Genomic DNA, 24,332 nt, shown 5'->3' on the forward strand with positions numbered 1-24,332 from the left:
ACATGTCTTCCGTGCTCGCCTCCGAGGCGTCCGCCTCGCGTCCGCTGACCCGCAGCGACTACAAGACCCTGTCGCTCTCTGCCCTCGGCGGCGCGCTGGAGTTCTACGACTTCATCATCTTCGTGTTCTTCGCCGCCGTGGTGGGCAAGCTGTTCTTCCCCGCCGAGATGCCGGAATGGCTGCGCCAGCTGCAGACCTTCGGCATCTTCGCCGCCGGCTACCTGGCGCGTCCCCTGGGCGGCATCGTCATGGCGCACTTCGGCGACCTGCTGGGGCGCAAGCGGATGTTCACCCTGAGCATTTTCCTGATGGCGATCCCGACCCTGGTGATGGGCCTGCTGCCCACCTATGAGCAGATCGGCATCTGGGCCCCGCTGGCGCTGCTGTTGATGCGTGTGGTGCAGGGCGCGGCCATCGGCGGTGAGGTTCCGGGTGCCTGGGTCTTCGTTGCCGAGCACGTGCCGTCCCGCTATGTGGGCTATGCCTGCGGCACCCTGACTTCGGGTCTGACCGCCGGCATCCTCCTGGGTTCGCTGATGGCCACCCTGATCAACACCATCTACACCCCTGCCGAGGTACTGGACTGGGCCTGGCGTCTGCCATTCCTGGTGGGCGGGGTCTTCGGTCTGTTCGCCATGTACCTGCGCCGCTGGCTGCACGAGACGCCGGTGTTCGCCGAGATGCAGCAGCGCAAGGCTCTGGCGGCGGAAGTCCCGCTGAAGACCGTGCTGCGCGAGCATCGTGGCGCCGTGGTGCTGTCCATGTTGCTGACCTGGGTGCTGTCGGCGGGCATCGTGGTCGTGATCCTGATGACCCCCACCCTGCTGCAGACCGTCTACGGCTTCGAGGCGGCTACCGCGCTCAAGGCCAACAGCCTGGCCATCGTGCTGCTGTCCATCGGCTGCGTGGCCTCCGGCGCCATCGCCGACCGCATCGGCGCGGGCCGCACTTTCCTGGTGGGCGGCCTGTTGCTGGCGATCAGCTCCTGGACCTTCTACACCAGCCTCAAGGCTCATCCGGACTGGCTGTTCCCGCTCTACGCGGTGACCGGCCTGTTCGTCGGTACCATCGGCGCCGTGCCCTATGTGATGGTCAAGGCGTTTCCGCCGGTGGTGCGTTTCTCCGGCCTGTCGTTCTCCTACAACCTGGCCTACGCCATCTTCGGTGGCCTGACGCCCATGGTGGTGTCGCTGCTGCTGAAGTGGGACAGCCTCGGCCCCGCCTATTACGTGGCGGCGCTGTGTGGCGTGGCGGTGTTGATCGGGCTGTTCCTGATCGCGAAGAAGCGCTGATCGGCGAGCGACTTGCCATGTAGGAGCGAGCTCTGCTCGCGAACAGTCCCGGTGCAGGGATTCGCGAGCAGAGCTCGCTCCTACGGCTCATTTCTTCTTCGCCGCACTCACCCGCCAGACCTTGTTACCCACATCGTCGGTCACCAGCAGCGCCCCCTTGCTGTCGAGCTTCACGTCCACTGGGCGGCCCTGGGCGTTGCCCTGGTCGTCGAGAAAGCCCGTGAGCACGTCCACGGGCTGGCCCTTGGGCTTGCCGCCCTTGAAGGGCACGAAGATCACCTTGTAGCCACTGCGGGGCTCGCGGTTCCAGGAGCCGTGCTGGCCGACGAAGAGGCCGTTCTGGAGCTTCGGCAGTTTGCTGCCCTTGGCAAACGCGATGCCCAGGGAGGCGGTGTGCGGGCCGAGGGCGTAGTCGGGCACGATGGCCTTGGCCACCAGGTCGGGGCGCGGCGGCTGGATGCGCTCGTCCACGTGCTGACCGAAGTAGCTGTAAGGCCAGCCGTAGAAGCCGCCGTCTTTCACCGAGGTGATGTAGTCGGGTACCAGGTCGCTGCCCAGTTCGTCGCGCTCGTTCACCGCCGTCCACAGCTTGCCGGTCTGAGGTTCCCAGGCCATGCCCACCGGGTTGCGCAGGCCAGTGGCATAGAGGCGCTTGTTGCCGCTGGCGCGGTCCAGTTCCCAGATCGCCGCGCGGCCTTCCTCCATCTCCATGCCGTTTTCGCCGATGTTGCTGTTGGAGCCCACCGTTATATAGAGCTTGCGACCGTTGCGGCTGGCGATGACGTTCTTGGTCCAATGGTGATTGAGGCCGGCGGGCAGGTCGGTGACCTTGGTGCCCGGTGCGTCGATCTCGGTGGCGCCCTTCTCGTAGGGGAAGCGCAGCAGTGCGTCGGCGTTGGCGACGTAGAGGTCCTTGCCCACCAGCACCATGCCGAAGGGTGAATTGAGCCCCTTTAGGAAGGTACTGCGCAGGTCGGCGACGCCATCCCCGTTGATGTCCCGCAGCAGGGAAATGCGATTGGCGCTTGGCACCTGGGCGCCGGCGCGCTTCATGAAGAGGCCCGACGCCCAGCCCTTGATGCCCGCCGGCTTGTCGGTGCCCGGCGCGGCGCTTTCGGCCACCAGCACATCACCGTTGGGCAGCACATAGAGCCAGCGCGGATGCTGCAGGTTCTCGGCGAAGGCCTGGACGCGGGTGCCCTGGGCCGCCACGGGGGTGGCGCCCTGTGCCCAGCCGACGGCGGGGGCGACATTGACGGTGGGGATGAGGCCGCGGCTCGGTGGTGGCAGCAGCGGGTCGGGACCAGTGCCGTCCTCGACCGTCAAGGTGGCCATTTCGCTGCACGCGGTGCAGAGCGCCAGAAGGGCGAAGGGCAGCAGGGGAAGGGGCTTCATGGGGACTGTCTCCGTACGAATCGCGGGTCTTGATTCACCCTTGGACAGCGAATGGTGGCCATTCATCCAATTGTCACAATCAATTCATAGAGTGGTCATACGGCCTCTCGATACTGGCCCCCGTTGCATTCAACCCCCTCGTCCTGCTTAGGAGCAAGGCATGAAACTGAAGCGTTTGATGGCGGCCCTGACCTTCGTCGCCGCCGGCGTCGCTACCGCCAGCGCGGTCGCTGCTGTCGACCCGTCCATTCCGGCCTATCAGAAGACCACTGGTGTTTCCGGCAACCTGTCCAGCGTTGGTTCCGACACCCTGGCCAACCTGATGACCCTGTGGGCCGAGGCTTACAAGCGCGAATACCCGAACGTGAACATCCAGATCCAGGCCGCTGGTTCCTCCACCGCGCCGCCGGCTCTGACCGAAGGCACCGCCAACCTGGGCCCGATGAGCCGCAAGATGAAGGACGTCGAGCTGCAGGCCTTCGAGCAGAAGTACGGCTACAAGCCGACCGCTGTTCCGGTTGCCGTCGACGCCCTGGCGATCTTCGTCCACAAGGACAACCCGATCAAAGGCCTGACCATGCAGCAGGTCGACGCGATCTTCTCCGCCAACCGCCTGTGCGGCGGCACCTCCAACATCAAGACCTGGGGTGACGTTGGCGTGACCGGTGATCTGGCTTCCAAGCCGATCCAGCTGTTCGGTCGTAACTCCGTATCCGGCACCTACGGCTACTTCAAGGAAGAAGCCCTGTGCAAAGGCGACTTCAAGCCGAACGTGAACGAGCAGCCGGGTTCTGCTTCCGTCGTTCAGTCCATCAGCCAGTCCGTTAACGGCATCGGCTACTCCGGTATCGGCTACAAGACTTCCAGCGTGAAGACTGTTGCCCTGGCCAAGAAAGAAGGCGGCGAGTTCGTTGAAGACAACGAGCAGAACGCCCTGAACGGCAGCTACCCGCTGTCCCGCTTCCTGTACGTCTACGTGAACAAGGCGCCGAACAAGCCGCTGGCTCCCCTGGAAGCCGAGTTCGTGAAGATGGTGCTGTCCAAGCAAGGCCAGGAAATCGTTGTAAAAGACGGTTACATCCCGGTTCCGGCCAAAGTGGCCGAAAAAGCACTGAAGGATCTGGGTCTGTAATCCAGACCGGATAAGGGAGCGGCCGCCTCATGCGTGCCGCTCCGCAAGGACGCAAGGGCGACGGGAGACCCCTGTCGCAGAAGCCCGCCCGAGGTCTCCTCCGGGTGGGCTTCGCCACGTCAACTCGCTGTAATTTTTCTGTCACACGAAGTCCGTAGTCTTTGCGCCCATCGTAAAAGCCTGCGCGAGCAGAAAGTGGCAAGAGCCCGAATCCATGACTGACCTGGCCAATTCCCTGACTTCTTCGAAGAACCCGCCCGCCCGCATCGACTTCAATACGCCTGCGCTGGTGCGCAAGCGCAAGATGCGCGCGCTGAAGGACCGCCTGACCCGCTGGTACGTGCTGGTCGGCGGTCTCGCCGTTCTTGGCGCTATCACCCTGATCTTCTTCTACCTGGCCTACGTGGTGCTGCCGCTGTTCCAGGGTGCCGAGCTGACGGCGAAGAAGGTGCAGAGCCCGGCCTGGCTGCAACAGCAGGACGCCGGCAAGCCGCTGCTGCTGGCTGTGGAAGAGCAGAACATGGTGGGCATGCGCGTCGCCGACAAGGGCGAAGTGCAGTTCTTCTCGACGAAGGACGGTAGTCTGGTCAAACGCCAGCAGCTGCCGCTGCCGGCCGACGCCAACGTGGTGTCCATCGGCCAGGACCAGCCGGGCAGCCCGCTGGTTGTGCTGGGCCTGTCCAACGGCCAGGCGCTGATCTTCAAGCACAGCTACAACGTCACCTACCCGGACAACAAGAAAACCATCGAGCCCCTGGTCAGCTTCCCCTACGGCGAAGCGCCCATGGTCCTCGACGCCCAGGGCCGTGCGCTGGAGCACGTGGCACTGAGCATCAATGACGAAACCATGGTGCTGGCCGGCTCCACCGGCAGCCAGCTGCATGTGCAGCAGGTCGTCAGCGAAGAGAACATGCTGACCGGCGAAACCACCCAGGAGCAGAACTCCATTGATCTGCCGCAGATCGCCGAGCCGATCAAGGCCATCTACATCGATCCGCGCCACCAGTGGCTGTACGTGCTCAACGGTCGTGCCCACGCCGACGTCTTCAGCCTGCGCGAGAAGGCCCTGAACGGCCGCTACAAGCTGCTGGAAGACGGCGAGCGCGAAGTCTCCGCCAGCACCATGCTGCTGGGCGGCATCTCCCTGATGGTGGGCGACTCCAAGGGCGGCATCGCCCAGTGGTTCATGGCCCGCGATCCGGACGGTTCCTCGCGCCTGAAGCACATTCGTGACTTCCAGCTGGGCAACAACCCGGTGGTCCAGATCAACGCTGAAGAGCGCCGCAAGGGCTTCATCGCCCTGGACTCGACCGGTCACCTCGGCGTGTTCCACAGCACCGCCAACCGCACCCTGCTGGTCGAGTCCGTGACCGACGGCTCCGGCCTGATGGCCCTGTCGCCGCGCGCCAACCGCATCGTGGTCGAGGAAGGCAACCAGCTGATGCCGTTCAGCCTGCGCAACCCGCACCCGGAAGTCTCCTGGAGCGCGCTGTGGGGCAAGGTCTGGTACGAGAGCTACGACGAGCCGAAGTACGTCTGGCAGTCCACCGCCGCCAACACCGACTTCGAACCCAAGCTGAGCCTGGCACCGCTGACCTGGGGCACCCTGAAGGCTGCCTTCTACGCCATGCTGCTGGCCGCTCCGCTGGCCATCGCCGCCGCCATCTACACCGCCTACTTCATGGCGCCGGCCATGCGCCGCAAGGTGAAGCCGGTGATCGAGCTGATGGAAGCCCTGCCCACTGTGATCCTGGGCTTCTTCGCCGGCCTGTTCCTGGCGCCCTATGTGGAAGGCCACCTGCCGGGCATCTTCAGCCTGCTGCTGCTGACCCCCATCGGCATCCTGCTGGCCGGCTTCATCTGGAGCCGCCTGCCGGAGTCCATCCGCCTGCGCGTGCCGGACGGCTGGGAAGCGGCGATCCTGATCCCGGTAGTGGGCCTCACCGCCTGGTTCGCCCTGGGCATGAGCCCGATCCTGGAAAGCTGGTTCTTCGGCGGTGACATGCGCCTGTGGATCAGCAACGACCTCGGCATCACCTACGACCAGCGCAACGCCCTGATCGTTGGCCTGGCCATGGGCTTCGCAGTGATCCCGAACATCTTCTCCATCGCCGAAGACGCCGTGTTCAGCGTGCCGCGCAGCCTGACCTACGGCTCCCTGGCCCTAGGCGCTACGCCTTGGCAGACCATGACCCGTGTGGTCCTGCTGACCGCCAGCCCCGGCATCTTCTCCGCCCTGATGATCGGCCTCGGCCGCGCAGTGGGCGAGACCATGATCGTGCTGATGGCTACCGGCAACACCCCGGTGATGGAAGTGAATATCTTCGAAGGCATGCGCACCCTGGCCGCCAACGTGGCCGTGGAAATGCCGGAGTCGGAAGTCGGCGGCAGCCACTACCGGATCCTGTTCCTCTCGGCGCTGGTGCTGCTGACGTTCACCTTCATCATGAACACCCTGGCCGAGCTGATCCGTCAGCGCCTGCGCAAGAAATACGCCTCTCTTTAAAAGCGCACCTCGGAACGAGGGGCATCTGATGACCCTCTCCCTTCAGGGAGAGGGTGCCCGAAGGGCGGGAGAGGGTGGTGCCTCGTGCAACCCCCTCTCCCCAGCCCTCTCCCCGTAGGGGAGAGGGAGTAAATACACGAAACCTCCGGCCCCTGGCGGGAGGAACTGAAAGACTCACGCGTTGGAGAAATCCGTGAAAAAGGTTTCCCTTAGAGACTGGTTCAAGAGTGGCGCACCGGGCGTCTGGATTAGCGGTGGTGCGGTTTCCATCGCGGTCATCATGACCATCGGCCTGCTGTCGGTGATCGCCGTGCGCGGCTTGGCCCACTTCTGGCCGGCCGATCTGGTGGAGGCGCAGTACTCCATTCCTGGCGAGCCAGCCAAGCCGGTGATCGGTGAAGCGGTGCAGATCGAGGAAGTATCCCGTGCACGCCTGAAAGGCGCCGGTCTGCCCGTGCCGGAAACCGGCCCGGAGTTCATGACCCGCGAGCTGCTCAAGGTGGGTAACCGTGACGTCTACGGCAGCGACTTCACCTGGGTGGTGGGCGACTGGCTGCTGGACCAGAAATACCCGGCCGACCTGGTGGCGCTGGAGCGCCGCGAGTGGGGCAACTTCTACGGCCGCCTGGTGGCGGTGAAGGAAAACGGCCAGGTAGTGGCTGAAGGCGACGCCGCCATGCCCGCGCTGCTCGAACGCCTGAAGCGCGTGAATGACCTCTACGGCAAGCTCTACCAGCTGGAGAAGAAGGACATCGGCGGCATCAACCACGGTCTTGAGCGCCTGCGCCTGCAGACCCGCAAGCTGGAGCTGAGTGACGCCCTGACCGCCGAAGCCCAGGCCGACATCGCCGCCCAGCGCGCCGAGCTGGAGAAGCGCTACAAAGGCCTGGAAGAGCAGCTGACGGGCCTGCACCAGGAGTTCAACCGCGACAGCATCGTGGTCCGTGAAGCCGGTGGCCAGGAGCAGGAAATCAGTCTTGGCAAGGTGGTTCATGCCTACCAGCCGAACGCCATGGGCCTGGGTGCCAAGCTCGGCTTCTACTTCACCAAGCTGTGGGAATTCCTCGCCGACGACCCGCGTGAAGCCAACACCGAAGGCGGTATTTTCCCGGCCATCTTCGGCACCGTGATGATGACCCTGATCATGGCCGTGATCGTCACCCCCTTCGGTGTGATCGCCGCCATCTACCTGCGCGAGTACGCCAAGCAGGGCCCGCTGACCCGCGTGATCCGTATTGCGGTAAACAACCTGGCGGGCGTTCCGGCCATCGTCTACGGCGTGTTCGGCCTGGGCTTCTTCGTCTATGTGCTGGGTGGCTCGCTCGACCGCCTGTTCTTCCCCGAGTCCGCGCCGGCACCGACCTTCGGTACCCCGGGCCTGCTCTGGGCGTCCCTGACCCTGGCGATCCTCGCCGTACCGGTGGTGATCGTGGCCACCGAGGAAGGCCTGGCGCGTATTCCGCGTGCCGTGCGTGAAGGCTCCCTGGCCCTCGGCGCGACCAAGGCTGAAACCCTGTGGAAGGTGGTCCTGCCCATGGCCAGCCCGGCCATGATGACCGGCCTGATCCTCGCCGTGGCCCGCGCGGCCGGTGAAGTGGCCCCGCTGATGCTGGTGGGTGTGGTGAAGCTGGCGCCGAGCCTGCCGGTTGACGGCAACTACCCGTACCTGCACCTGGACCAGAAGATCATGCACCTGGGCTTCCACATCTATGACGTCGGCTTCCAGAGCCCGAACGTCGAAGCCGCGCGTCCGCTGGTTTACGCGACCGCGCTGCTGCTGGTGATGGTGATCGCCCTGCTGAACTTCTCGGCCGTCGCCATCCGTAACCACCTGCGCGAGAAATACAAGGCGCTGGACAGCTGATCGTCCGCCGCCCAACGAATTGCCTGAGGCTTACAGCTTGTAGCTTGAAGCTACGAACGGAGTGAACACATGCAACATGAAACCCACAGCCACGGCGTCAACATTTCCGCCCTCGGCCGCGACAAGCAGAACCTGAGCCTGGCGAACGAGACCGTCGCCCTCGAAGTGCCCGGACTGTCTCTGTTCTACGGCGAGAAGCAAGCGCTGCACGGCGTCAGCATGAACATCCCGAAGCAGCGCGTGACCGCCTTCATTGGCCCGTCCGGTTGCGGCAAATCCACCCTGCTGCGCTGCTTCAACCGCATGAACGACCTGGTTGACGGCTGCCGCGTCGACGGCGAGATCCGCCTCGACGGCAACAACATCTACCGCAAGGGCGAGGACGTGGCCGAGCTGCGCCGCCGTGTGGGCATGGTGTTCCAGAAGCCGAACCCCTTCCCCAAGAGCATCTACGAGAACGTGGTGTACGGCCTGCGCATCCAGGGCATCAACAAGAAGCGCGTGCTGGACGAAGCCGTGGAGTGGGCGCTGAAGGGCGCCGCCCTGTGGGACGAGGTGAAAGACCGCCTGCACGAATCCGCCCTCGGCCTCTCCGGCGGTCAGCAGCAGCGTCTGGTGATCGCCCGTACCATCGCCGTGGAGCCGGAAGTCCTGCTGCTCGACGAACCCTGCTCGGCCCTGGACCCGATCTCCACCCTGAAGGTGGAAGAGCTGATCTATGAGCTCAAGAGCAAGTACACCATCGTCATCGTGACCCACAACATGCAGCAGGCGGCACGTGTTTCCGACTACACCGCCTTCATGTACATGGGCAAGCTGATCGAGTTCGGCGACACCGATACCCTGTTCACCAATCCGGCCAAGAAGCAGACCGAAGACTACATCACCGGTCGCTACGGCTAGTGGCCACCCCCAATCGCACTGGACTGCGTCGGTGAAGCTTGCCGTACTACTCGTACTGTCTTCGCTTCGCCTCCTTGCCCAGCACGATTGGTTGAAGGCCACTACTACCAGGAAAAGAATTCTGCTCAACAAGGGTTAGAAAATGATCGACAAAGACAGCCTCACCCATCACATCTCCCAGCAGTTCAACGCCGAACTGGAGGAAGTGCGCAGCCACCTCCTGGCGATGGGCGGCCTGGTCGAGAAGCAGGTCAACGACGCGGTCACCGCGCTGATCGACGCCGACTCGGGCCTCGCCCAGCAAGTGCGCGAGATCGATGACCAGATCAACCAGATGGAGCGCAATATCGACGAGGAGTGCGTACGCATCCTCGCCCGTCGCCAGCCGGCGGCCTCCGACCTGCGTCTGATCATCAGCATCTCCAAGTCGGTGATCGACCTCGAGCGCATCGGCGACGAAGCCTCGAAGATCGCCCGCCGCGCCATCCAGCTCTGCGAGGAAGGCGTTGCCCCGCGCGGCTACGTCGAGGTGCGCCACATCGGCGACCAGGTGCGCAAGATGGTCCAGGAAGCCCTGGATGCCTTCGCCCGCTTCGACGCTGACCTCGCCCTCTCGGTGGCCCAGTACGACAAGAACATCGACCGCGAGTACAAGACCGCGCTGCGCGAACTGGTCACCTACATGATGGAAGACCCGCGCGCCATCAGCCGCGTGCTCAACGTCATCTGGGCCCTGCGTTCCCTGGAGCGCATCGGCGACCACGCGCGCAACATTTCCGAGTTGGTGATCTACCTGGTGCGCGGCACCGACGTTCGCCACATGGGCCTGGCGCGCATGACCGAGGAAGTGAAGGGCAATGGCGCCAACAAGGACGCCAACCAGGGCTGATCCTGCTTCCTGCTCCCTGAACGCCCGGCCTTGTGCCGGGCGTTCTGCTTTCCGCGACTGTGGATGACCCGTCGGTCGCGGACGGGGCGCAGGTCGCAAATCGGGCTTGGCAATTGGCTATCAGCCAAGGCTATTCTTAGCCCCGATTTCCAAGGAGTAGTCGATGGGCAAGGTCAACGTGCTGGTGGTGGATGATGCGTCCTTTATTCGCGATCTGGTGAAGAAGGGGCTGCGCGACAACTTTCCCGGCATCCAGATCGAAGAGGCGATCAATGGGCGAAAGGCCCAGCAATTGCTCGCCCGCGCCAGTATCGACCTGATCCTCTGCGACTGGGAAATGCCCGAGATGTCGGGGCTGGAATTGCTCACCTGGTGCCGCGAGCAGGACAACCTGAAGACCACGCCCTTCATCATGGTCACCAGCCGTGGTGACAAGGAGAACGTCATCCAGGCCATCCAGGCCGGCGTCTCCGACTACATCGGCAAACCCTTCTCCAACGATCAGCTGGTCACCAAGGTGAAGAAGGCCCTGTCCCGCAGCGGCAAGCTCGAAGCCCTGATGTCCAGTTCGCCGGTGAAGCTGCCCAACGCCGGCGGCTTTGCCAATGACTCCCTCGCGGCCCTCACCGGCGGCAAGGCCGAGGTGGTCCGCCCTGCGGCCGCGCCGACGCCCGCCGCGCCCGTGGCCAAACCCGCCACTCCGACCCCGTCGGCGAAAGCGGCGTCCCAGGCCCCCGGTGGCCGTGGCCAGGCGCAGCTACGACTGCCGGAGGGGGTGCTGGCCTGTGTCATCAAGGCTCTGAGCCTGAAGGATGCGCAGCTTGTGGTACGCCGTGGCGAGCCGCTGCCGCAGGTGCTGGAGAGTGCGGTGCTCGACCTGGAGCAGGGCGAGGGTGGCGAAGTCGCGCGGCTCAACGGCTACCTGCACTCGGTGGCGGCGCTGGAACCAAAGCCCGATAGCGAGTGGCTGCAGCTGACCTTCCGCTTCGTCGATGGCGACCCGCAGAAGCTCGATTACCTGTCCCGTCTGATCGCCCGCGGCACCGCGCAGAAGCATTTCGTCCCCGGCGCCTGATCGTCCAGCCAACCCTGTCACAGCCCGACGGGCGACGTCTCGCCGCCGCTGGGCTGCACTGCTAGTCTTCGGTAACTCGGAGCACACAAAGACAACGGGACGAAATGCTGGGGCGACTCCTTTCTCTGGCGCTGCTGCTCGGTATGAGCCTGCCGGCTGCTGCGCTGACCATCTACAAGTACACCGACGCCAATGGTGTGGTGACCTACACCGACAAGGCCGTGTCGGGCGCCCAGGTGTTCGTCTTCCGTGACCGCATGGTGGAGCGCCTGGACCTCTCGGTGAAGCTGGAGACGAAAAAGCACGACGCCGGCGAGACCCTGCTGCTGCGCAACGACCTGTTCGCCCCGGTGGAGGTGGAACTGCGCATCGACCAGGCGGAAAACGTCTCGGGCGCCCCCGACCAGCCGATCCGCTGGGTGCTGGCGCCGCGCAGCAGCATGCGCATGGCCACCCTGGCTCCGGCCGACCCGAGCCGTCCCATGCGCTACAAGCCCAAGCTGCGTTACGCCATGGGCGACCCACGCCTGCAGCCGGTGCTCTACCGCTATCCGCTGCCCTGGATGGGCGGTCCTTTCCGCCTGACCCAGGGCGCCAACGGCCGCTACAGCCACTTCACCCCCAAGGGCCGCTACGCCCTGGACATCGCCATGCCCGAAGGCACGCCCATTGTCGCGGCGCGTCCCGGCGTGGTGGTGAAGATCGAGAACGACCAGAGCGGCCGGGGCAACAACCCGTCCGGCAACTTTGTGCGCATCCTGCATGACGACGGCACCATGGGCGTCTACCTGCACCTGATGCGTGGTTCGGTGCAGGTGCGCGAGGGGCAGCAGGTGTCCATCGGCGAACGCATCGCCCGATCCGGCAACACCGGCAACAGCACTGGCCCGCACCTGCACTTCGTCATCCAGCGCAACATGGGCCTGGCGCTGGAATCCATTCCCTTCGACTTCGCCCAGCCGGTGGACACCCTGCCGAACTTCGCGGTGGGCGGGGAGTAGGGACGGATTGGGGTAGGTTGCGGCTGAGCTACGCGAAGCCCAACATCGCGCTCCACCGGATACACCGTCGTTGGGCTTCGCTGCGCTCTGCCCAACCTACATCAGGTCCGTAGGATGGGTTGAGCCTGCGATCCCCATCAGGTGCCGCTCAGCAGCCGGGAGTAGGGGGGATTGGCGTAGGTTGTGGCTGAGCTATGCGAAGCCCAACATCGTGCTCCACCGGATACACCGTCGTTGGGCTTCGCTGCGCTCTGCCCAACCTACATCAGGCCGTGCTCAGCATGGGTATCGCTTCGCTCCACCCATCCTACGGGGCAGTCGAGCTTGAGTACCTTGGCGAGGGGAAATCTATTTTTCGTCGTTGTCCTGCATCCAGGCTGGGATATCCCTCATCCCATGCAATACGCGCCACACATCAATGTGATCATCACGCTCGATATAGAAGACCAGATAGGGATAGCGCTTGAGCGTCCAGGAGCGCAGCCCCGGCAGATCGAGCTCGTGCGCATATCGTGCTGAACCGGACTCTGGACGCCGGCTGATGTGCTTGTAGGCCCGCTCCAGGGCGTCGATGAAGCCAAGGGCCGCTTGCTCAGTTGCCTCGCTCAGGTAGTAGCTGATGGCGTCGTCGATGTCCTGATTGGCCAGAGCCCGGGGGATGACGGGCTTGGCCTTCATGCCTTGGCGTTCCGCACCCGGTTGCGTAGCGCCTCGAAGTAGGTGTCATCCGCCGGGGCGGCAGGGGAGGAGGCGGCTCCTTCCAGGAGCAGGTTACGCAGGCGCTGACGGTCCTGGTCCTTGCGGATCAGTTCGCGGACATACTCGCTACTGGTGCCGTAGCCACGTTGGCTGACCTGGTCATCTACAAAGCTCTTGAGGGCGTCGGGCAAGGAGATGTTCATGGTGCTCATGGGAACTCACCTTTTGGCAAAATTTGCCAAACCATCTTAGCACCTGGTTTCGCTGGCCGGTGTCGACGAAGTGTCGAAATCACAGGCACGAACTGTCGAGTATCGACACGCGAGAATTGCTGGAAACCCCGGATTGAGTGGGGCTGCGACGTACTGAGCCGGCCCTCGGGATGATTCAAATCCCGGCTTTCCCGCCATATCCAGAAAGGCCGCTTGAATCAACGATTTGCGGGGCTTCTGGTTTGTGCGTTTTACGTTGTCGTTGCACGTAGCTACACAGGCTCCAGCAACCTTGCGTCGTCATTTCGCGGGTTGTTCACGAGCGTGCTTACCGCATACGCCGTGAACTCGTGGCGAGCGTTGGCAATCATCGCCTTCACATTCATTTCAGGCGTACTTAACGACAGCCACCACTCGATTTCGCCAGTAGTTTTCAATCGCCCAATCTGCTGGGGAAACGTACCGACCACACATGTCTGCCCTCCTGTCCTAGCAAGGGGCAGCACTAGCGCCAATATCCATGTCCCCATGCTGGAGGGAATCTAGAAGGGAGAGGCCACCACGGGCATCGTGTGGGCCGACGCTTACAAGCGAGCATTACCCGCAACAACCTCCCCCTAAAGATTCAGGTTAGTTGGCACAGTTACATGCACAGTTGTAGGTGACAGAAGGGGTGTTTCCCCGGCGAATCCCGTGGCTTCGCCAGTAGCAATCGAGCAGCTTCGGAAATGTCCTGTATGGCTGATTGGTGCGCTGGATCGTTCGGAAAAAGATCCAATCAGAAAGATCTGAGAAACCGCCCGAATCAGCGTAGGCTGGGAGATGCCCGTCGGAGTCCGGGTGCCAGAAAGGGCCACAACCTCTTCCTCGGAAGGGAGAAAGAAGCCTTTAGTGCTTCTCGCGGAAGGAGAGTGAGGTATTGCGGTACGAGACCTCCTCCGCACCCCCCCGCAATGCCTCCCTTTTTCGGCACGCTATACCTCGCTCTCCCTTTAATTTTTAACCCCCTTCCCTGGTGTTTCAACTTGCCCCGCCCCGTCAAAAAAGGAAGAGGGGAGCGGAGCTCGGGAAGGATTCGAGAGGTAGCCTGGTAATCCGCGTTCGTGAATGAACGCGCTCCACGGGTGCTCCGCTCCGTAGGATGGGTGGAGCCTGCGATACCCATCAGGCGTCGCTCGGCAGCATGGGTATCGCTCCGCTTGCGGAACGCCGCCCGACCCATCCTATGAGGGTGCTCAGTCGAGCTTGAGCACCTTGGCGAGGACGATCTTCGGGCCTTTCATCTTCTTCACGATGATGCGCAGGCCGTCGGTTTCCAGCACTTCTTCCTCTTCCGGCACGCGGTTGAGGGTCTCGTAGACGAGCCCGGCGAGGGTGTCGGCTTCGACGTGGTCGAGGTCTATGCCCAGCAGGCGTTCCACCTTGAACAGCGGGGTGTCGCCGCGCACCAGCAGCTTGCCCGGCTGATAGGCGAGCACGCCGCGCTCGGTCTTGCGGTGTTCGTCCTGGATATCGCCCACCAGCACTTCCAATATGTCTTCCATGGTCAGAAAGCCCACCACCTTGCCGTCGGCTTCTTCGACCAGGGCGAAGTGCGCACCGCCCTGGCGGAACTGCTCCAGCAGGCGCGACAGCGGCATGTGCTTGGTGACGCGTTCCAGCGGGTGGGTGAGTTCGGCGAGGTCGAAGGATTCCGGCAGGCTGTCCAGCGCCGACAGGGCCAGCAGCAGGTCCTTGATGTGCAGGACGCCGATGAACTCGCCTTTCTGATCGTCGTGCACCGGGTAGCGGCTGTACTTGTGGCGACGGATCACGCTGAGGATGTCCGCCAGCGGTGCATCGTGCTCCAGGTAGATCAGGTCTTCGCGGGAGTTGGCCCAGTCCACCACTTCCAGTTCGCCCATCTCCACCGCCGAGGCCAGTACGCGCATGTCCTGGTCGCTGGGGTCGCGGGCGCGGCTGGAGTGGAGGATCAGCTTCAGTTCGTCGCGGCTGTAGTGATGCTCGTGGTGCGGGCCGGGTTCGCCTTGTCCGGCGATGCGCAGGATGGTGTTGGCGCTGGCGTTGAGCAGCCAGATGGCCGGGTACATCAGCCAGTAGAAGGCGTACAGCGGCGCGGCGGTCCAGAGCGAGAGCAGCTCGGGCTTGCGGATGGCCCAGGACTTGGGGGCCAGCTCGCCGACCACGATGTGCAGGTAGGAAATGATGAAGAACGCGGTGAAGAAGGCGATGCCGTGGACCAGCTTTGGCGACTCGATGCCGACGGACTCGAGCAGCGGCTGCAGCAGGTGGGCGAAGGCCGGTTCACCGACCCAGCCCAGACCCAGGGAGGCCAGGGTGATGCCCAACTGGCAGGCCGACAGGTAGGCGTCCAGCTGGTTGTGTACGGTGCGCAGGATGCGGCCGCGCCAGCCGTGCTGGTCGGCGATGGCTTCGACGCGGGTGGAGCGCAGCTTGACCATGGCGAACTCGGCGGCCACGAAGAAGCCGTTGAGCAGCACGAGGAAGAGGGCGAAGAGAATCAGGCCGAAATCGGCGAAGTAACTGAGAAAGCTGGAACTAGGGGAAGGGTCCATGGAGGTTTTTGCTTGGAAATGACCGGCTAAGGTTGAAGGCTGACCCCCGACTTTGCAAGTCGGGGGCGTGGGCTTCAGGTGCGCCGGACCACCTGGGTGCCGGGGAAATGGCAGGTGAAGGTACTGCCGTGGTTGAGCACCGAACTGATGTCGAGGCGGCCGCGATGGCGGATCAGCACATGCTTGACGATGGCAAGGCCCAGGCCCGTGCCGCCGGTGCTGCTGTTGCGGCTGGAATCGACTCGGTAGAAGCGCTCGGTCAGGCGGGGCAGGTGCTTGACCTCGATGCCGATGCCGCTGTCCTGCACGGACAGATGCGCCCCGGTCTCGTCGCCCCACCAGCGAATGCGGATCTCGCCTTCGTCGGGGGTGTACTTCACCGCGTTGAACACCAGGTTGGAGAAGGCGCTGCGCAGTTCAGCCTCGCTGCCACGGAGCTTGAAGTTGTGGTCGGCTTCCAGGCTGACGCGGTGGTGGCGATTGCCGGACAGGGCGATGGCGTCGGCCTTGATCTGCAGCAGCAGCAGGTCCACGGCCACCGGCTGGTTGTCCGAGGGGTAGTCGGTGGCTTCCAGCTTGGCCAGCAGCAGCAGGTCGTTGAGCAGGTTCTGCATGCGCTTGCCCTGCTGGCTCATCTGCTGCAGCGCGCGGGTCCAGCGCGGGTTCACGTCCTCGACGTTGTCCAGCAGGGTCTCCAGGTAGCCGGCGATCACCGTCAGCGGCGTGCGCAGCTCGTGGGAGACGTTGGCGACGAAGTCCTTGCGCATCTGTTCCAGCTGGTGGAGGCGGGTGACGTCGCGCACCAGCATCAGGTGCTCGCTGTTGCCGTACTTGGTGATGTGGAACTGCAGGCGCAGGCGGTCGTTGACCGGCGAGGGCAGGTCCAGCGGCTCGTGGTACTGGCCTTGCTCGAAGTATTCCTTGAAGCGCGGATGGCGGATCAGGTTGGTCACCGGCTGGCCGCTGTCCTGCGGGGTCTTCAGGCCCAGCAGGGTTTCCGCGGCGCGGTTCCACCAGTCGAGGTTGCCGTCGCTGTCGAGCATCACCACGGCGTCCTTCAGGGCGGCGGTGGACTCCTGCACGCGGTCGATCACCGCCTGTAGGCGGCCACGCACGCGCTGGTCGCGGCGCTGGAGGTGGTAAATGCTGTCGAACACTTCGCCCCACAAGCCGTAGCCGTCAGGCGGCGCTTCGTCGGGTTGGTGTTCCTTGAGCCATTTGTACAGGCGCAGGAGTTGCGCCAGGGTCCAGCCAAGATAGGCGCCGAGGCCGATCACCAGGGCCCAGGCATATTGGCCGGTGACCAGGCCGGCCAGCAGGCAGGCACCGATCAGCAGTAGCAGGCGGCGGATGACTACGCCGCGCCAGTCTTGATTCACCTATCGCGTCCTTGTGCTCGGCCCTGTGCAGGGCCCGGGGTCAGCTTTTGGTGGAGAAACGATAGCCGGTGCCGCGAACGGTCTGAACCAGATTTTCGTATACCTCGCCGAGGGCCTTGCGCAGGCGACGGATGTGCACGTCGACGGTGCGCTCCTCGACGTAGACGTTGCCGCCCCAGACCTGGTCCAGAAGCTGGCCGCGAGTATAGGCGCGCTCCTGGTGGGTCATGAAGAACTGCAGCAGGCGGTATTCGGTCGGGCCCATCTCGGCGGGTTTGCCGTCGATGGTCACGCGGTGGCTGATCGGGTCCAGCAGCAGGCCGCCGATGGCGATCGGCGCTTCGCTGTCGCTGGGGCCGGCGCGGCGCAGCACGGCCTTCAGGCGGGCCACCAGTTCGCGCGGGGAGAAGGGCTTGGTGATGTAGTCATCGGCGCCCACTTCCAGGCCCTGGATCTTGTTGTCCTCTTCACCCTTGGCGGTGAGCATGATGATCGGGATGTCGCTGGTCAGGTCGTCGCGCTTCAGGCGGCGGGCCAGCTCGATGCCGGAGGTGCCGGGCAGCATCCAGTCGAGGAGGATCAGATCGGGTTTGCGGTCGACGATGATGGCGTGCGCCTGCTGGGTGTTTTCAGCTTCCAGGCAGTCGTAGCCGGCCATCTCGAGGGCGACGGCGATCATCTCGCGGATCGGCGCTTCGTCGTCGACTATCAGGATGTTCTTGCCAACCATGTTCAAGCCTCAAGAAAAGGTCGCGTGTATGACTGATTGCGCCGCATTAGATAACGGAATTATTGCAGGGATGTGACACGCCGGGGTTCAGCCTCCTGACTGCCGGCACAGCCTGTGATATCGCCTATTCCGTCACGGAACTCGGGCGATGCGGCCTCGTCTATGCTCAATGAGGCCGCCGCCATTCAGGGGCGGCCTGGAGCCTGGCACAGGACCCCATCGGCCCGATGGGTGTTCGTGGCTCCTTCCGTCCTGTTCCGCTGCGACCTCCAGCCGTGATCACAGCTGCCGCCAGGCTGTCGCTGTTCATTCCGAGGAGAGGCTAGAAAATGAGAAGAATTTCCCCGCGGTTCGTTCCGTTGCTCGCTGGCGCACTGCTGAGCTGGCCCCTGATGGGGCTGGCGGCCGAGCCGGCAATGGAGAAGGGCGGCATGCTGGTGGATGCCAAGGGCATGACGCTCTACACCTACGACAAAGACTCTGACGGCAAATCCGCGTGCAACGGCCAATGCGCGCAGAACTGGCCGCCACTGATGGCCGAAGCCGGTGCCAAGGCAGAAGGCGAATGGAGCGTGGTCAAACGTGACGATGGCTCGATGCAGTGGGCCTACGACAAGAAGCCGCTGTACACCTTCGTCATGGACAAGAAGGCCGGTGACGTTACCGGCGACGGCAAGATGGGCGTCTGGCACGTCGCCAAGCCAGAAGCCTACTAGCCGGAAAGCTACCTGTACTGTCCCGGCTGCATCGCCAGCGCCTTGCAGCCGGCCAGGACGGAGGGGTGATCTATGCGCTGCGCTTCAGCGAAGCGCGTAGTCGGCGACTATGCCGGCGAGGATCGCCAGGCCCGCCCAATGGTTGTGCAGGAAGGCCTTGAAGCAGGCCTGCGGGTCCTTGCTGCGGGTGCTGTAGAACTCCCAGGCGAAGCAGGCGGCGGCGGCCACCAGGCCCAGGTGGAAGCAGGTTCCCAGTTCGAAGCGATTGCCGGCCAGCAGCAGGCAGAGCAGCGCCAGGCCCTGGAGGATGGCGATGATCAGGCGGTCGGCGTCGCCGAAGAGGATGGCGGTGGATTTCACCCCGATCTTCAGGTCGTCCTCGCGGTCGGTCATCGCGTAATAGGTGTCGTAGGCCACGGTCCACAGCAGGTTGGCGATGTACAGCAGCCAGGCTGCGGCCGGTAGCTCGCCGGTTTCGGCGGTGAAGGCCATCGGCATGCCCCAGGAGAAGGCCGCGCCCAGCACCACCTGCGGGTAGAAGGTGTAGCGCTTCATGAAGGGGTAGCAGGCGGCCAGTGCCAGGCCGCCGAATGACAGCCAGATGGTCGTGGCGTTGGTGAACAGCACCAGTACGAAGCTGATGGCCACCAGTACGGCGAAGAACACCAGCGCTTCCCGTGGCGTGATCCGGCCGCTGGCCAGGGGGCGCGCGCGGGTACGGCTGACGTGGCCGTCGAAATTGCGGTCGGCGTAGTCGTTGATCACGCAGCCGGCGGCACGCATCAGGTTCACGCCGAGGATGAAGATCACCAGGTTGGCCAGGCTGGGGCTGCCTTCACCGGCGATCCACAGCGCCCAGAGCGTGGGCCAGAGCAGCAGGTAGATGCCGATGGGCTTGTCCAGCCGGGTCAGCTGGATGAAATCCATGGCGCGGGGATGCAGGCGGTTCAGCGATTGCAACAGCGTGAGGTACATCGGCGGCTCTCCCATCGAAGGGCCGGATTATACGGTCTCGATGCCCGCCTGACGCCACAGCTTGGGCAGGAAGATTTCCGCCACCAGAACCCCCAGTTCGCCTCGCGAGAAGCACGAACGGCGGCCCCAGAGGCGATCGTCGCGCACCTCAACCGGCAGCAGCGGCGCCGGGTAGCGGGTGACCTCGATGGCGCCCCGGTCGAAGGCGCGGTCGCTGAACAGCAGCTCGCCCAGGGAGCGGCTGCCGAGCTGGTGCAGGTCCAGCCCCGAGCCTTCGAGGGCACTGCGTGCGGCCACGCTGCGGGCGAACACCCAGATCTCGCCGTGGCCGCGCAGGTAGACCTCGCGTACCCAGCCCTGGCTGCCGGCGGGGATGCCCAGGGCCGCGCACTCGTCGGCGCGCAGGGTCTGCCAGCCTTCTTCCAGCGGGGTGACGCTGAACGCGTCGTTCGACAGGGCGGTCAGCCGGCGGGTCAGCGAGCCCTGGTCGAACAGCCAGTCGCGGACAGCGGCACAGGGGGCGGGATGGAGCTGGGCGGCAGTCAGCCAGCGGGGCGGATGGGCAAGGGCGGCGTGGGGCACGGGCTGGGCTTGGGCGGTGGAAGACGGCGCAGATTAGCACGGCCGATAGCTGTCGGCTGCCTCTTGCCCGCTGGCGGATGAACCAGTACAAAGCGGCCCTGACATGTCCGGAAAGCCCGCCAGAGGCTGCGGCTCGAGAACGCGTGATCGATGAGGTAAGAACGATGAAGAAGTGGCAATGCGTGGTGTGTGGCCTGGTCTACGACGAGTCCCAGGGCTGGCCGGATGACGGTATCGCCGCCGGCACCCGCTGGGAAGACGTCCCGCAGGACTGGATCTGCCCGGACTGCGGCGTGGGCAAGCTGGATTTCGAGATGATCGAGATCAACTGATCCCCGCACTGAATAAGCCGGCCATGGGCCGGCTTATTTGTGTCCGGAATAAGAGCCTATCCTCTGTCTGGACTGGTCCGGCGGCCCTTGGCGGGCGCCGGTCGATTGGAGTAGGTTCAGTACGGTATCCGCGCCGGCGGAGGTGGTCATGCGCAAGTGGCAATGCATTGTCTGCGGTTTCATCTACGACGAGGCCGAAGGGCTGCCCGAAGAGGGCATCGCGCCCGGTACGCGCTGGGAAGACATCCCGCCGGACTGGTGCTGCCCTGATTGCGGCGTCGGCAAGATCGATTTCGAGATGATCGAAATCGCCTGATCCTCCCCGCCATCCAACCCCATTCAAGCGACGGCCCATGGGCCGTCGAGTCGTTTCACGAGCAGGAGTGAGCAATGAGTGCACCCGTGGTGATAGTCGGCACCGGCCTGGCCGGTTACAACCTGGCCAAGGAGTTTCGCAAGCTGGACAGCGAAACCCCGCTGTTGCTGATCAGCGCCGACGACGGTCGCTCCTACTCCAAGCCCATGCTGTCCACCGGTTTCGGCAAGAACAAGGACGCCGATGGTCTGGCCATGGCCGAGGCTGGCGCCATGGCCGAGCAGCTCAAGGCGGAAGTCCGTACCCATACCCGCATTACCGGCATCGATCCGGCTCACAAGCGCCTGTGGATAGGCGAAGAGGCTGTGGCCTATCGCGACCTGGTGCTGGCCTGGGGTGCGGACACCATCCGCGTGCCGGTGGAAGGCGATGCCCAGGACGCGATCTTCCCGATCAACGACCTGGAAGACTATGCACGCTTCCGCTCCGCCTCCGCCGGCAAGCGCCGGGTGCTGATCCTCGGCGCCGGCCTTATCGGCTGCGAATTCGCCAACGACCTCAGCCTGGGCGGCCTGGAAGTGGAGTTGGTGGCGCCTTGTGAGCAAGTGATGCCGGGCCTGCTGCATTCGGCAGCCGCGGCCGCCGTGCAGGCCGGGCTGGAAAGCCTGGGTGCGCGCTTCCACCTGGGGCCGGTGCTGGCGCGCCTGGACCGTGGCGAGAACGGCCTTGATGCGCTGCTCTCCGACGGTACCCGCATCTCCTGCGACCTGGTGGTGTCCGCCGTGGGCCTGCGCCCGCGTACCGACATGGCCGCTGCCGCGGGCCTGGCAGTGAACCGTGGCGTGGTGGTGGACCGCGAGCTGCGCACTTCCCACGGCAACGTCTACGCCCTGGGCGATTGCGCCGAGGTCGATGGCCTCAACCTGCTTTACGTGATGCCGCTGATGGCCTGCGCCCGCGCCCTGGCGCAGACCCTGGCGGGCAATCCCACGGCGGTGGCCTACGGCGCGATGCCGGTGACGGTGAAGACGCCGGTGTGCCCGCTGGTGGTATCGCCACCGCCCCGTGGCGCGGAGGGCAGCTGGACGGTGGAAGGCTCTGGGGCGGACATCAAGGCGCTGTGCCGCGATGCCACGGGCCGCCTGCTCGGCTATGCCCTGACCGGGGCTGCGGTGCAGGAAAAACTGGCCCTGAACCGCGAGCTGCCGCCGTTGCTGGCGTAAATGTCAGCCCTTCTGTCGGAATAATCGTTCTGTTCTTTCGGAATTCCCGCCGAGGACACTGGCGGAGTGCCAATCGGCGTGCCATCCTCCCCGTGGTCTGCCGCAGCGCAGAGCCGTTGCGGCGCCTTGGGCGCTGTTCTGGAAGGACAGCACGGACACAAAAACAACAAACCGTCAAAGAGGCATCTATGCGTAAACCGGAACTCGCCGCCGCTATCGCTGAAAAGGCTGATCTCACCAAGGATCAGGCCAATCGCGTACTCAATGCGGTGCTCGAAGAAATCACCAACGCGCTGAACCGCAAGGACAGCGTAACGCTGGTGGGCTTCGGCACCTTCCTGCAACGTCATCGTGGTGCCCGCACTGGCAAGAACCCGCAGACGGGTCAGCCGGTCAAGATCAAGGCCAGCAATACTGTCGCCTTCAAACCGGGCAAATCGCTGAAAGAAGCTGTGAACTAAGCTTCTTCTGCCCGGGACCGGGGAGGTTCCGGGCAGTTCACCCGCACCCTCGCAATACCCTCCTTTGGCTGGCTGTAGTCCTGCCGGCAAACCGCTACAATGCGCCGCTTTCTCAATCCTTCGAGGCCGTGCGCGCATGAAATTCCGCTTTCTTCTCTGGATGCTGGGTCGCCTGATGGCCAAGGCCAGCCGTGACAATGCCGAGTTCCAGCAGCAGCTGGCGGGCAAGGACCTGGTGTTCCAGCTGCACACTCTGGACGGCAAGATCGCTCGTCACTTCATCGTCAAAGACCTGCGCGTCGTCAGCAAACGTGGTGTCGCCAGCGCGCCTGCCTTTGCCATCGGCTTCAAGGACGGCGCCTACGGTTTCGCCACCATGAGCGCGAAGAACAAACAGCTCGCCTTCATGCAGGGCATCCAGAACAAGGACATCCAGATCCAGGGCAATCCGGCGCTGGTGATCTGGTTCCAGGGCCTGACCAAGCACCTGGTGCCGAAGAAAAAGGCCGTCGAGAAGAAAGCCGCCTGACCTTGTTTCCCCGGTAGCAGGATGAAGCCGATTCGGTAGGGTGCAGGCCCGCAGCGTGCGGAAAGGGGATGAAAAAAGGGGCGCCAGTGGCGCCCCTTTTTCATGCCGGCAGGATCAATGCGGCGCGTTGAACTGCGAAGCCAGCTCGCGCAGCGCGGCTTCTGCCTGCAGCACCTTGTTCACAGCGTCATCCGCCTTCTCGCGGCTGATGCCCAGGGCTTCGAACAGGTCATCCGGAATCACGGCTTCCGGGCCTGAGCCGATGCCCCGGTTGCGCAGCAGGCTGACCGCCAGGCACACCAGGTTGGGGTAGGCGGCGTTGTCGTACTGGTAGTCGGCATCGTGCTGGAAGCGCAGGGCGGTGTAGAGCTCTTCCGGCATGTCCCAGAAACGCATCAGCCAGCTGCCGATCTGCTCGCGGGTAATGCCCAGCAGATGCTGCTCGATGTAGCTGTGGGAGAGGTGCGGGTTGACCTCCAGATGCCGGCAGATCAGCGAGAAATGCGGCGGGAAGACGTGGGCCAGCACCAGGTAGCCGAAGTTGTGCAGCAGGCCGGCGAGGTAGGTCAGGCCGGTTTCGGGGCGCTGGGCGCGGGGCATGGCGCGGGTCAGGCCTTCGATTACCGCAGCGGTGTAGATCGCCTGCTGCCAGTACGGCGTGGCCTGCTGCGGCTGGTCCTTGGGCAGGCTCAAGGATTTGCCCAGGGCCAGGCCAAGGGCAAGGTTGATCACCAGGTCGAAGCCGAGCACGCGCACGATGGCATCTTCCACCGAGCGGATCTTGCCGGGGGCTGCGTAATAGGGCGAAGCCGCCCAGCTGACCACCTGGGCGGCCAGGGCCGGGTCGGTTTCCACCACGCCGGTGATGTCTTCCACGGTGGCGTTTGGGTCGACCCTGAGCTTGATGATCTTCTGCGCGGATTCGGCCAGCGGCGGAATCTCGATGGTTTCTTCCAGGCGCTGCTGGATACGGCGCGCGGTGAAGGCCTGGACGGCCTGGGTGATCTCGGCACGGTCGTCGGCCGGGCGGTCGAGGTTCGGGCGGATGCTCGCCAGGGGTTCGCCGAAGCGTGCGGCGCTGGCCTTGCCGAGCAGGCTGCGATAGTCCTCGCTGGCCAGCTCCAGCAGTACACCGGGTTGGCCGGACTCGACCAGCAGGCGCGGCTCCTGCAGCAGACGCTCGTCGTACAGGCACGGCGAGCTGGTCAGCGGCGGCAGGCCCGGCAGGGTGCCCAGCTGGTGCTTGCCGAGCATGCGCTCAAGGCGCTCGGGCTTGACCGCTACCAGTTTGCGGCCGGTGAGTTCGGCGAGACGGTTGAGGTCGAGCAGCTGGCTACGCGGGAAGAGCACCAGAAGGGCGCCGACGGCGTCTTCCAGCAGCACCGACTGGACCCGCTGCGCAGCAGACAGACCCGGATGCTCCAGACGAACCTGGAAGGCCAGTCCGAGCTTTTCCAGCAGCTGCACTATCACTTCGGGCGGTTGTGGCGAGGAATCCGGGGCGAGGGCGACTTCTGTCATGGCAGCATCCAGCTTTGAATTTTT

At 64.3% G+C, this 24,332-nt stretch carries 23 protein-coding genes; 14 read left to right on the top strand and 9 right to left on the bottom strand.

Going from position 1 to position 24,332, the window contains the following annotated elements; translation table 11 throughout:
• Positions 1–2: 2 nt before the first annotated feature.
• Positions 3–1,292 carry an MFS transporter gene (locus E8F06_RS18460; protein ID WP_280369877.1) on the top strand — a complete coding sequence of 430 codons (1,290 nt, stop codon included), beginning with the start codon at positions 3–5 and terminating at the stop codon, positions 1,290–1,292.
• A gap of 87 nt (positions 1,293–1,379) precedes the next feature.
• Here E8F06_RS18460 and E8F06_RS18465 read toward each other — a convergent pair whose 3' ends face one another.
• Positions 1,380–2,687: a sorbosone dehydrogenase family protein gene (locus tag E8F06_RS18465; RefSeq protein WP_280369879.1), complete on the bottom strand. Its 1,308-nt coding sequence runs from the start codon at positions 2,685–2,687 to the stop codon at positions 1,380–1,382.
• Positions 2,688–2,847: 160 nt separating this feature from the next.
• Here E8F06_RS18465 and E8F06_RS18470 point away from each other — a divergent pair, with 160 nt between their 5' ends.
• From E8F06_RS18470 to E8F06_RS18500, 7 genes are all read left to right on the top strand, one after another.
• Positions 2,848–3,819 carry a phosphate ABC transporter substrate-binding protein PstS gene (locus E8F06_RS18470; RefSeq protein ID WP_280369881.1) on the top strand — a complete coding sequence of 324 codons (972 nt, stop codon included), beginning with the start codon at positions 2,848–2,850 and terminating at the stop codon, positions 3,817–3,819.
• Positions 3,820–4,339: 520 nt separating this feature from the next.
• Positions 4,340–6,325: an ABC transporter permease subunit gene (locus tag E8F06_RS18475; RefSeq protein WP_280370616.1), complete on the top strand. Its 1,986-nt coding sequence runs from the start codon at positions 4,340–4,342 to the stop codon at positions 6,323–6,325.
• Positions 6,326–6,518: 193 nt separating this feature from the next.
• Positions 6,519–8,189 (top strand): phosphate ABC transporter permease PstA, encoded by a 1,671-nt coding sequence (pstA, locus tag E8F06_RS18480; protein WP_280369883.1) that lies wholly within the window; start codon positions 6,519–6,521, stop codon positions 8,187–8,189.
• Positions 8,190–8,258: 69 nt separating this feature from the next.
• Positions 8,259–9,092, top strand: coding sequence for a phosphate ABC transporter ATP-binding protein PstB (gene pstB, locus E8F06_RS18485; RefSeq protein WP_280369885.1), 834 nt, complete (start codon positions 8,259–8,261; stop codon positions 9,090–9,092).
• Positions 9,093–9,234: 142 nt separating this feature from the next.
• Positions 9,235–9,981 (top strand): phosphate signaling complex protein PhoU, encoded by a 747-nt coding sequence (gene phoU / locus E8F06_RS18490; protein ID WP_280369887.1) that lies wholly within the window; start codon positions 9,235–9,237, stop codon positions 9,979–9,981.
• A 163-nt stretch (positions 9,982–10,144) separates the two neighbouring features.
• Positions 10,145–11,056 (top strand): response regulator, encoded by a 912-nt coding sequence (locus E8F06_RS18495; RefSeq protein WP_280369890.1) that lies wholly within the window; start codon positions 10,145–10,147, stop codon positions 11,054–11,056.
• A gap of 104 nt (positions 11,057–11,160) precedes the next feature.
• Entirely contained in the window at positions 11,161–12,057 is an 897-nt protein-coding gene (locus E8F06_RS18500; RefSeq protein WP_280369892.1) for a peptidoglycan DD-metalloendopeptidase family protein, read from the top strand.
• A gap of 348 nt (positions 12,058–12,405) precedes the next feature.
• Here the strand turns inward: E8F06_RS18500 and E8F06_RS18505 are convergent, their stop codons facing one another.
• From E8F06_RS18505 to phoB, 5 genes are all read right to left on the bottom strand, one after another.
• The gene (locus E8F06_RS18505; protein WP_280369894.1) at positions 12,406–12,735 is read right to left on the bottom strand and encodes a type II toxin-antitoxin system RelE/ParE family toxin; all 330 of its coding nucleotides are present in this window, start codon (positions 12,733–12,735) and stop codon (positions 12,406–12,408) included.
• Positions 12,732–12,968, bottom strand: coding sequence for a type II toxin-antitoxin system ParD family antitoxin (locus E8F06_RS18510; RefSeq protein ID WP_120654979.1), 237 nt, complete (start codon positions 12,966–12,968; stop codon positions 12,732–12,734). Before E8F06_RS18510 ends, E8F06_RS18505 begins: the two co-directional genes overlap by 4 nt.
• Positions 12,969–14,203: 1,235 nt before the next feature.
• A complete protein-coding gene (locus E8F06_RS18515; protein WP_280369895.1) occupies positions 14,204–15,544 on the bottom strand; it encodes a hemolysin family protein in 1,341 nt (446 codons plus the stop codon).
• A gap of 74 nt (positions 15,545–15,618) precedes the next feature.
• The gene (phoR, locus tag E8F06_RS18520; RefSeq protein ID WP_280369897.1) at positions 15,619–16,923 is read right to left on the bottom strand and encodes a phosphate regulon sensor histidine kinase PhoR; all 1,305 of its coding nucleotides are present in this window, start codon (positions 16,921–16,923) and stop codon (positions 15,619–15,621) included.
• A gap of 40 nt (positions 16,924–16,963) precedes the next feature.
• Entirely contained in the window at positions 16,964–17,653 is a 690-nt protein-coding gene (phoB, locus tag E8F06_RS18525; protein WP_028626921.1) for a phosphate regulon transcriptional regulator PhoB, read from the bottom strand.
• A gap of 329 nt (positions 17,654–17,982) precedes the next feature.
• Between phoB and E8F06_RS18530 the strand changes: the two genes are divergently transcribed.
• The gene (locus tag E8F06_RS18530) at positions 17,983–18,369 is read left to right on the top strand and encodes a hypothetical protein (RefSeq protein WP_280369899.1); all 387 of its coding nucleotides are present in this window, start codon (positions 17,983–17,985) and stop codon (positions 18,367–18,369) included.
• 84 nt (positions 18,370–18,453) lie between these two features.
• On the opposite strand, the gene ubiA is transcribed toward E8F06_RS18530, so the two are convergent.
• Positions 18,454–19,344: a 4-hydroxybenzoate octaprenyltransferase gene (gene ubiA / locus E8F06_RS18535; RefSeq protein ID WP_280369900.1), complete on the bottom strand. Its 891-nt coding sequence runs from the start codon at positions 19,342–19,344 to the stop codon at positions 18,454–18,456.
• Between the two features lie 27 nt (positions 19,345–19,371).
• The gene (locus tag E8F06_RS18540; RefSeq protein ID WP_280369902.1) at positions 19,372–19,926 is read right to left on the bottom strand and encodes a chorismate lyase; all 555 of its coding nucleotides are present in this window, start codon (positions 19,924–19,926) and stop codon (positions 19,372–19,374) included.
• A gap of 164 nt (positions 19,927–20,090) precedes the next feature.
• On the opposite strand from E8F06_RS18540, the gene E8F06_RS18545 reads away from it, so the two are divergent.
• The 5 genes from E8F06_RS18545 (at position 20,091) to E8F06_RS18565 (ending at position 22,787) form a co-directional block, all read left to right on the top strand.
• The gene (locus tag E8F06_RS18545) at positions 20,091–20,258 is read left to right on the top strand and encodes a rubredoxin (protein ID WP_077524852.1); all 168 of its coding nucleotides are present in this window, start codon (positions 20,091–20,093) and stop codon (positions 20,256–20,258) included.
• A gap of 148 nt (positions 20,259–20,406) precedes the next feature.
• Positions 20,407–20,574 (top strand): rubredoxin, encoded by a 168-nt coding sequence (locus tag E8F06_RS18550; protein ID WP_151138440.1) that lies wholly within the window; start codon positions 20,407–20,409, stop codon positions 20,572–20,574.
• Positions 20,575–20,648: 74 nt separating this feature from the next.
• Positions 20,649–21,797: an FAD-dependent oxidoreductase gene (locus tag E8F06_RS18555; RefSeq protein ID WP_280369904.1), complete on the top strand. Its 1,149-nt coding sequence runs from the start codon at positions 20,649–20,651 to the stop codon at positions 21,795–21,797.
• Between the two features lie 188 nt (positions 21,798–21,985).
• The gene (locus tag E8F06_RS18560) at positions 21,986–22,258 is read left to right on the top strand and encodes an HU family DNA-binding protein (protein ID WP_016495401.1); all 273 of its coding nucleotides are present in this window, start codon (positions 21,986–21,988) and stop codon (positions 22,256–22,258) included.
• 136 nt (positions 22,259–22,394) lie between these two features.
• Complete coding sequence (locus E8F06_RS18565; RefSeq protein WP_280369906.1) at positions 22,395–22,787, top strand: helicase; 393 nt, start codon at positions 22,395–22,397, stop codon at positions 22,785–22,787.
• Between the two features lie 114 nt (positions 22,788–22,901).
• On the opposite strand, the gene E8F06_RS18570 is transcribed toward E8F06_RS18565, so the two are convergent.
• Entirely contained in the window at positions 22,902–24,308 is a 1,407-nt protein-coding gene (locus E8F06_RS18570; protein ID WP_280369908.1) for an aminoacyl-tRNA deacylase and HDOD domain-containing protein, read from the bottom strand.
• Positions 24,309–24,332 lie beyond the last annotated feature (24 nt).

Source organism: Pseudomonas sp. BN411 (genome assembly GCF_029871235.1).
Lineage (GTDB): Bacteria > Pseudomonadota > Gammaproteobacteria > Pseudomonadales > Pseudomonadaceae > Metapseudomonas.

Coding starts and splice junctions, on each gene's coding strand:
- E8F06_RS18460 (WP_280369877.1), top strand. CDS start 3: ATGTCTTCCGTGCTCGCCTCCGAGGCGTCCGCCTCGCGTCCGCTGACC.
- E8F06_RS18465 (WP_280369879.1), bottom strand. CDS start 2,687: ATGAAGCCCCTTCCCCTGCTGCCCTTCGCCCTTCTGGCGCTCTGCACC.
- E8F06_RS18470 (WP_280369881.1), top strand. CDS start 2,848: ATGAAACTGAAGCGTTTGATGGCGGCCCTGACCTTCGTCGCCGCCGGC.
- E8F06_RS18475 (WP_280370616.1), top strand. CDS start 4,340: ATGGTGGGCATGCGCGTCGCCGACAAGGGCGAAGTGCAGTTCTTCTCG.
- pstB (WP_280369885.1), top strand. CDS start 8,259: ATGCAACATGAAACCCACAGCCACGGCGTCAACATTTCCGCCCTCGGC.
- phoU (WP_280369887.1), top strand. CDS start 9,235: ATGATCGACAAAGACAGCCTCACCCATCACATCTCCCAGCAGTTCAAC.
- E8F06_RS18495 (WP_280369890.1), top strand. CDS start 10,145: ATGGGCAAGGTCAACGTGCTGGTGGTGGATGATGCGTCCTTTATTCGC.
- E8F06_RS18500 (WP_280369892.1), top strand. CDS start 11,161: ATGCTGGGGCGACTCCTTTCTCTGGCGCTGCTGCTCGGTATGAGCCTG.
- E8F06_RS18505 (WP_280369894.1), bottom strand. CDS start 12,735: ATGAAGGCCAAGCCCGTCATCCCCCGGGCTCTGGCCAATCAGGACATC.
- E8F06_RS18510 (WP_120654979.1), bottom strand. CDS start 12,968: ATGAGCACCATGAACATCTCCTTGCCCGACGCCCTCAAGAGCTTTGTA.
- E8F06_RS18515 (WP_280369895.1), bottom strand. CDS start 15,544: ATGGACCCTTCCCCTAGTTCCAGCTTTCTCAGTTACTTCGCCGATTTC.
- phoB (WP_028626921.1), bottom strand. CDS start 17,653: ATGGTTGGCAAGAACATCCTGATAGTCGACGACGAAGCGCCGATCCGC.
- E8F06_RS18530 (WP_280369899.1), top strand. CDS start 17,983: ATGAGAAGAATTTCCCCGCGGTTCGTTCCGTTGCTCGCTGGCGCACTG.
- ubiA (WP_280369900.1), bottom strand. CDS start 19,344: ATGTACCTCACGCTGTTGCAATCGCTGAACCGCCTGCATCCCCGCGCC.
- E8F06_RS18545 (WP_077524852.1), top strand. CDS start 20,091: ATGAAGAAGTGGCAATGCGTGGTGTGTGGCCTGGTCTACGACGAGTCC.
- E8F06_RS18550 (WP_151138440.1), top strand. CDS start 20,407: ATGCGCAAGTGGCAATGCATTGTCTGCGGTTTCATCTACGACGAGGCC.
- E8F06_RS18555 (WP_280369904.1), top strand. CDS start 20,649: ATGAGTGCACCCGTGGTGATAGTCGGCACCGGCCTGGCCGGTTACAAC.
- E8F06_RS18560 (WP_016495401.1), top strand. CDS start 21,986: ATGCGTAAACCGGAACTCGCCGCCGCTATCGCTGAAAAGGCTGATCTC.
- E8F06_RS18565 (WP_280369906.1), top strand. CDS start 22,395: ATGAAATTCCGCTTTCTTCTCTGGATGCTGGGTCGCCTGATGGCCAAG.
- E8F06_RS18570 (WP_280369908.1), bottom strand. CDS start 24,308: ATGACAGAAGTCGCCCTCGCCCCGGATTCCTCGCCACAACCGCCCGAA.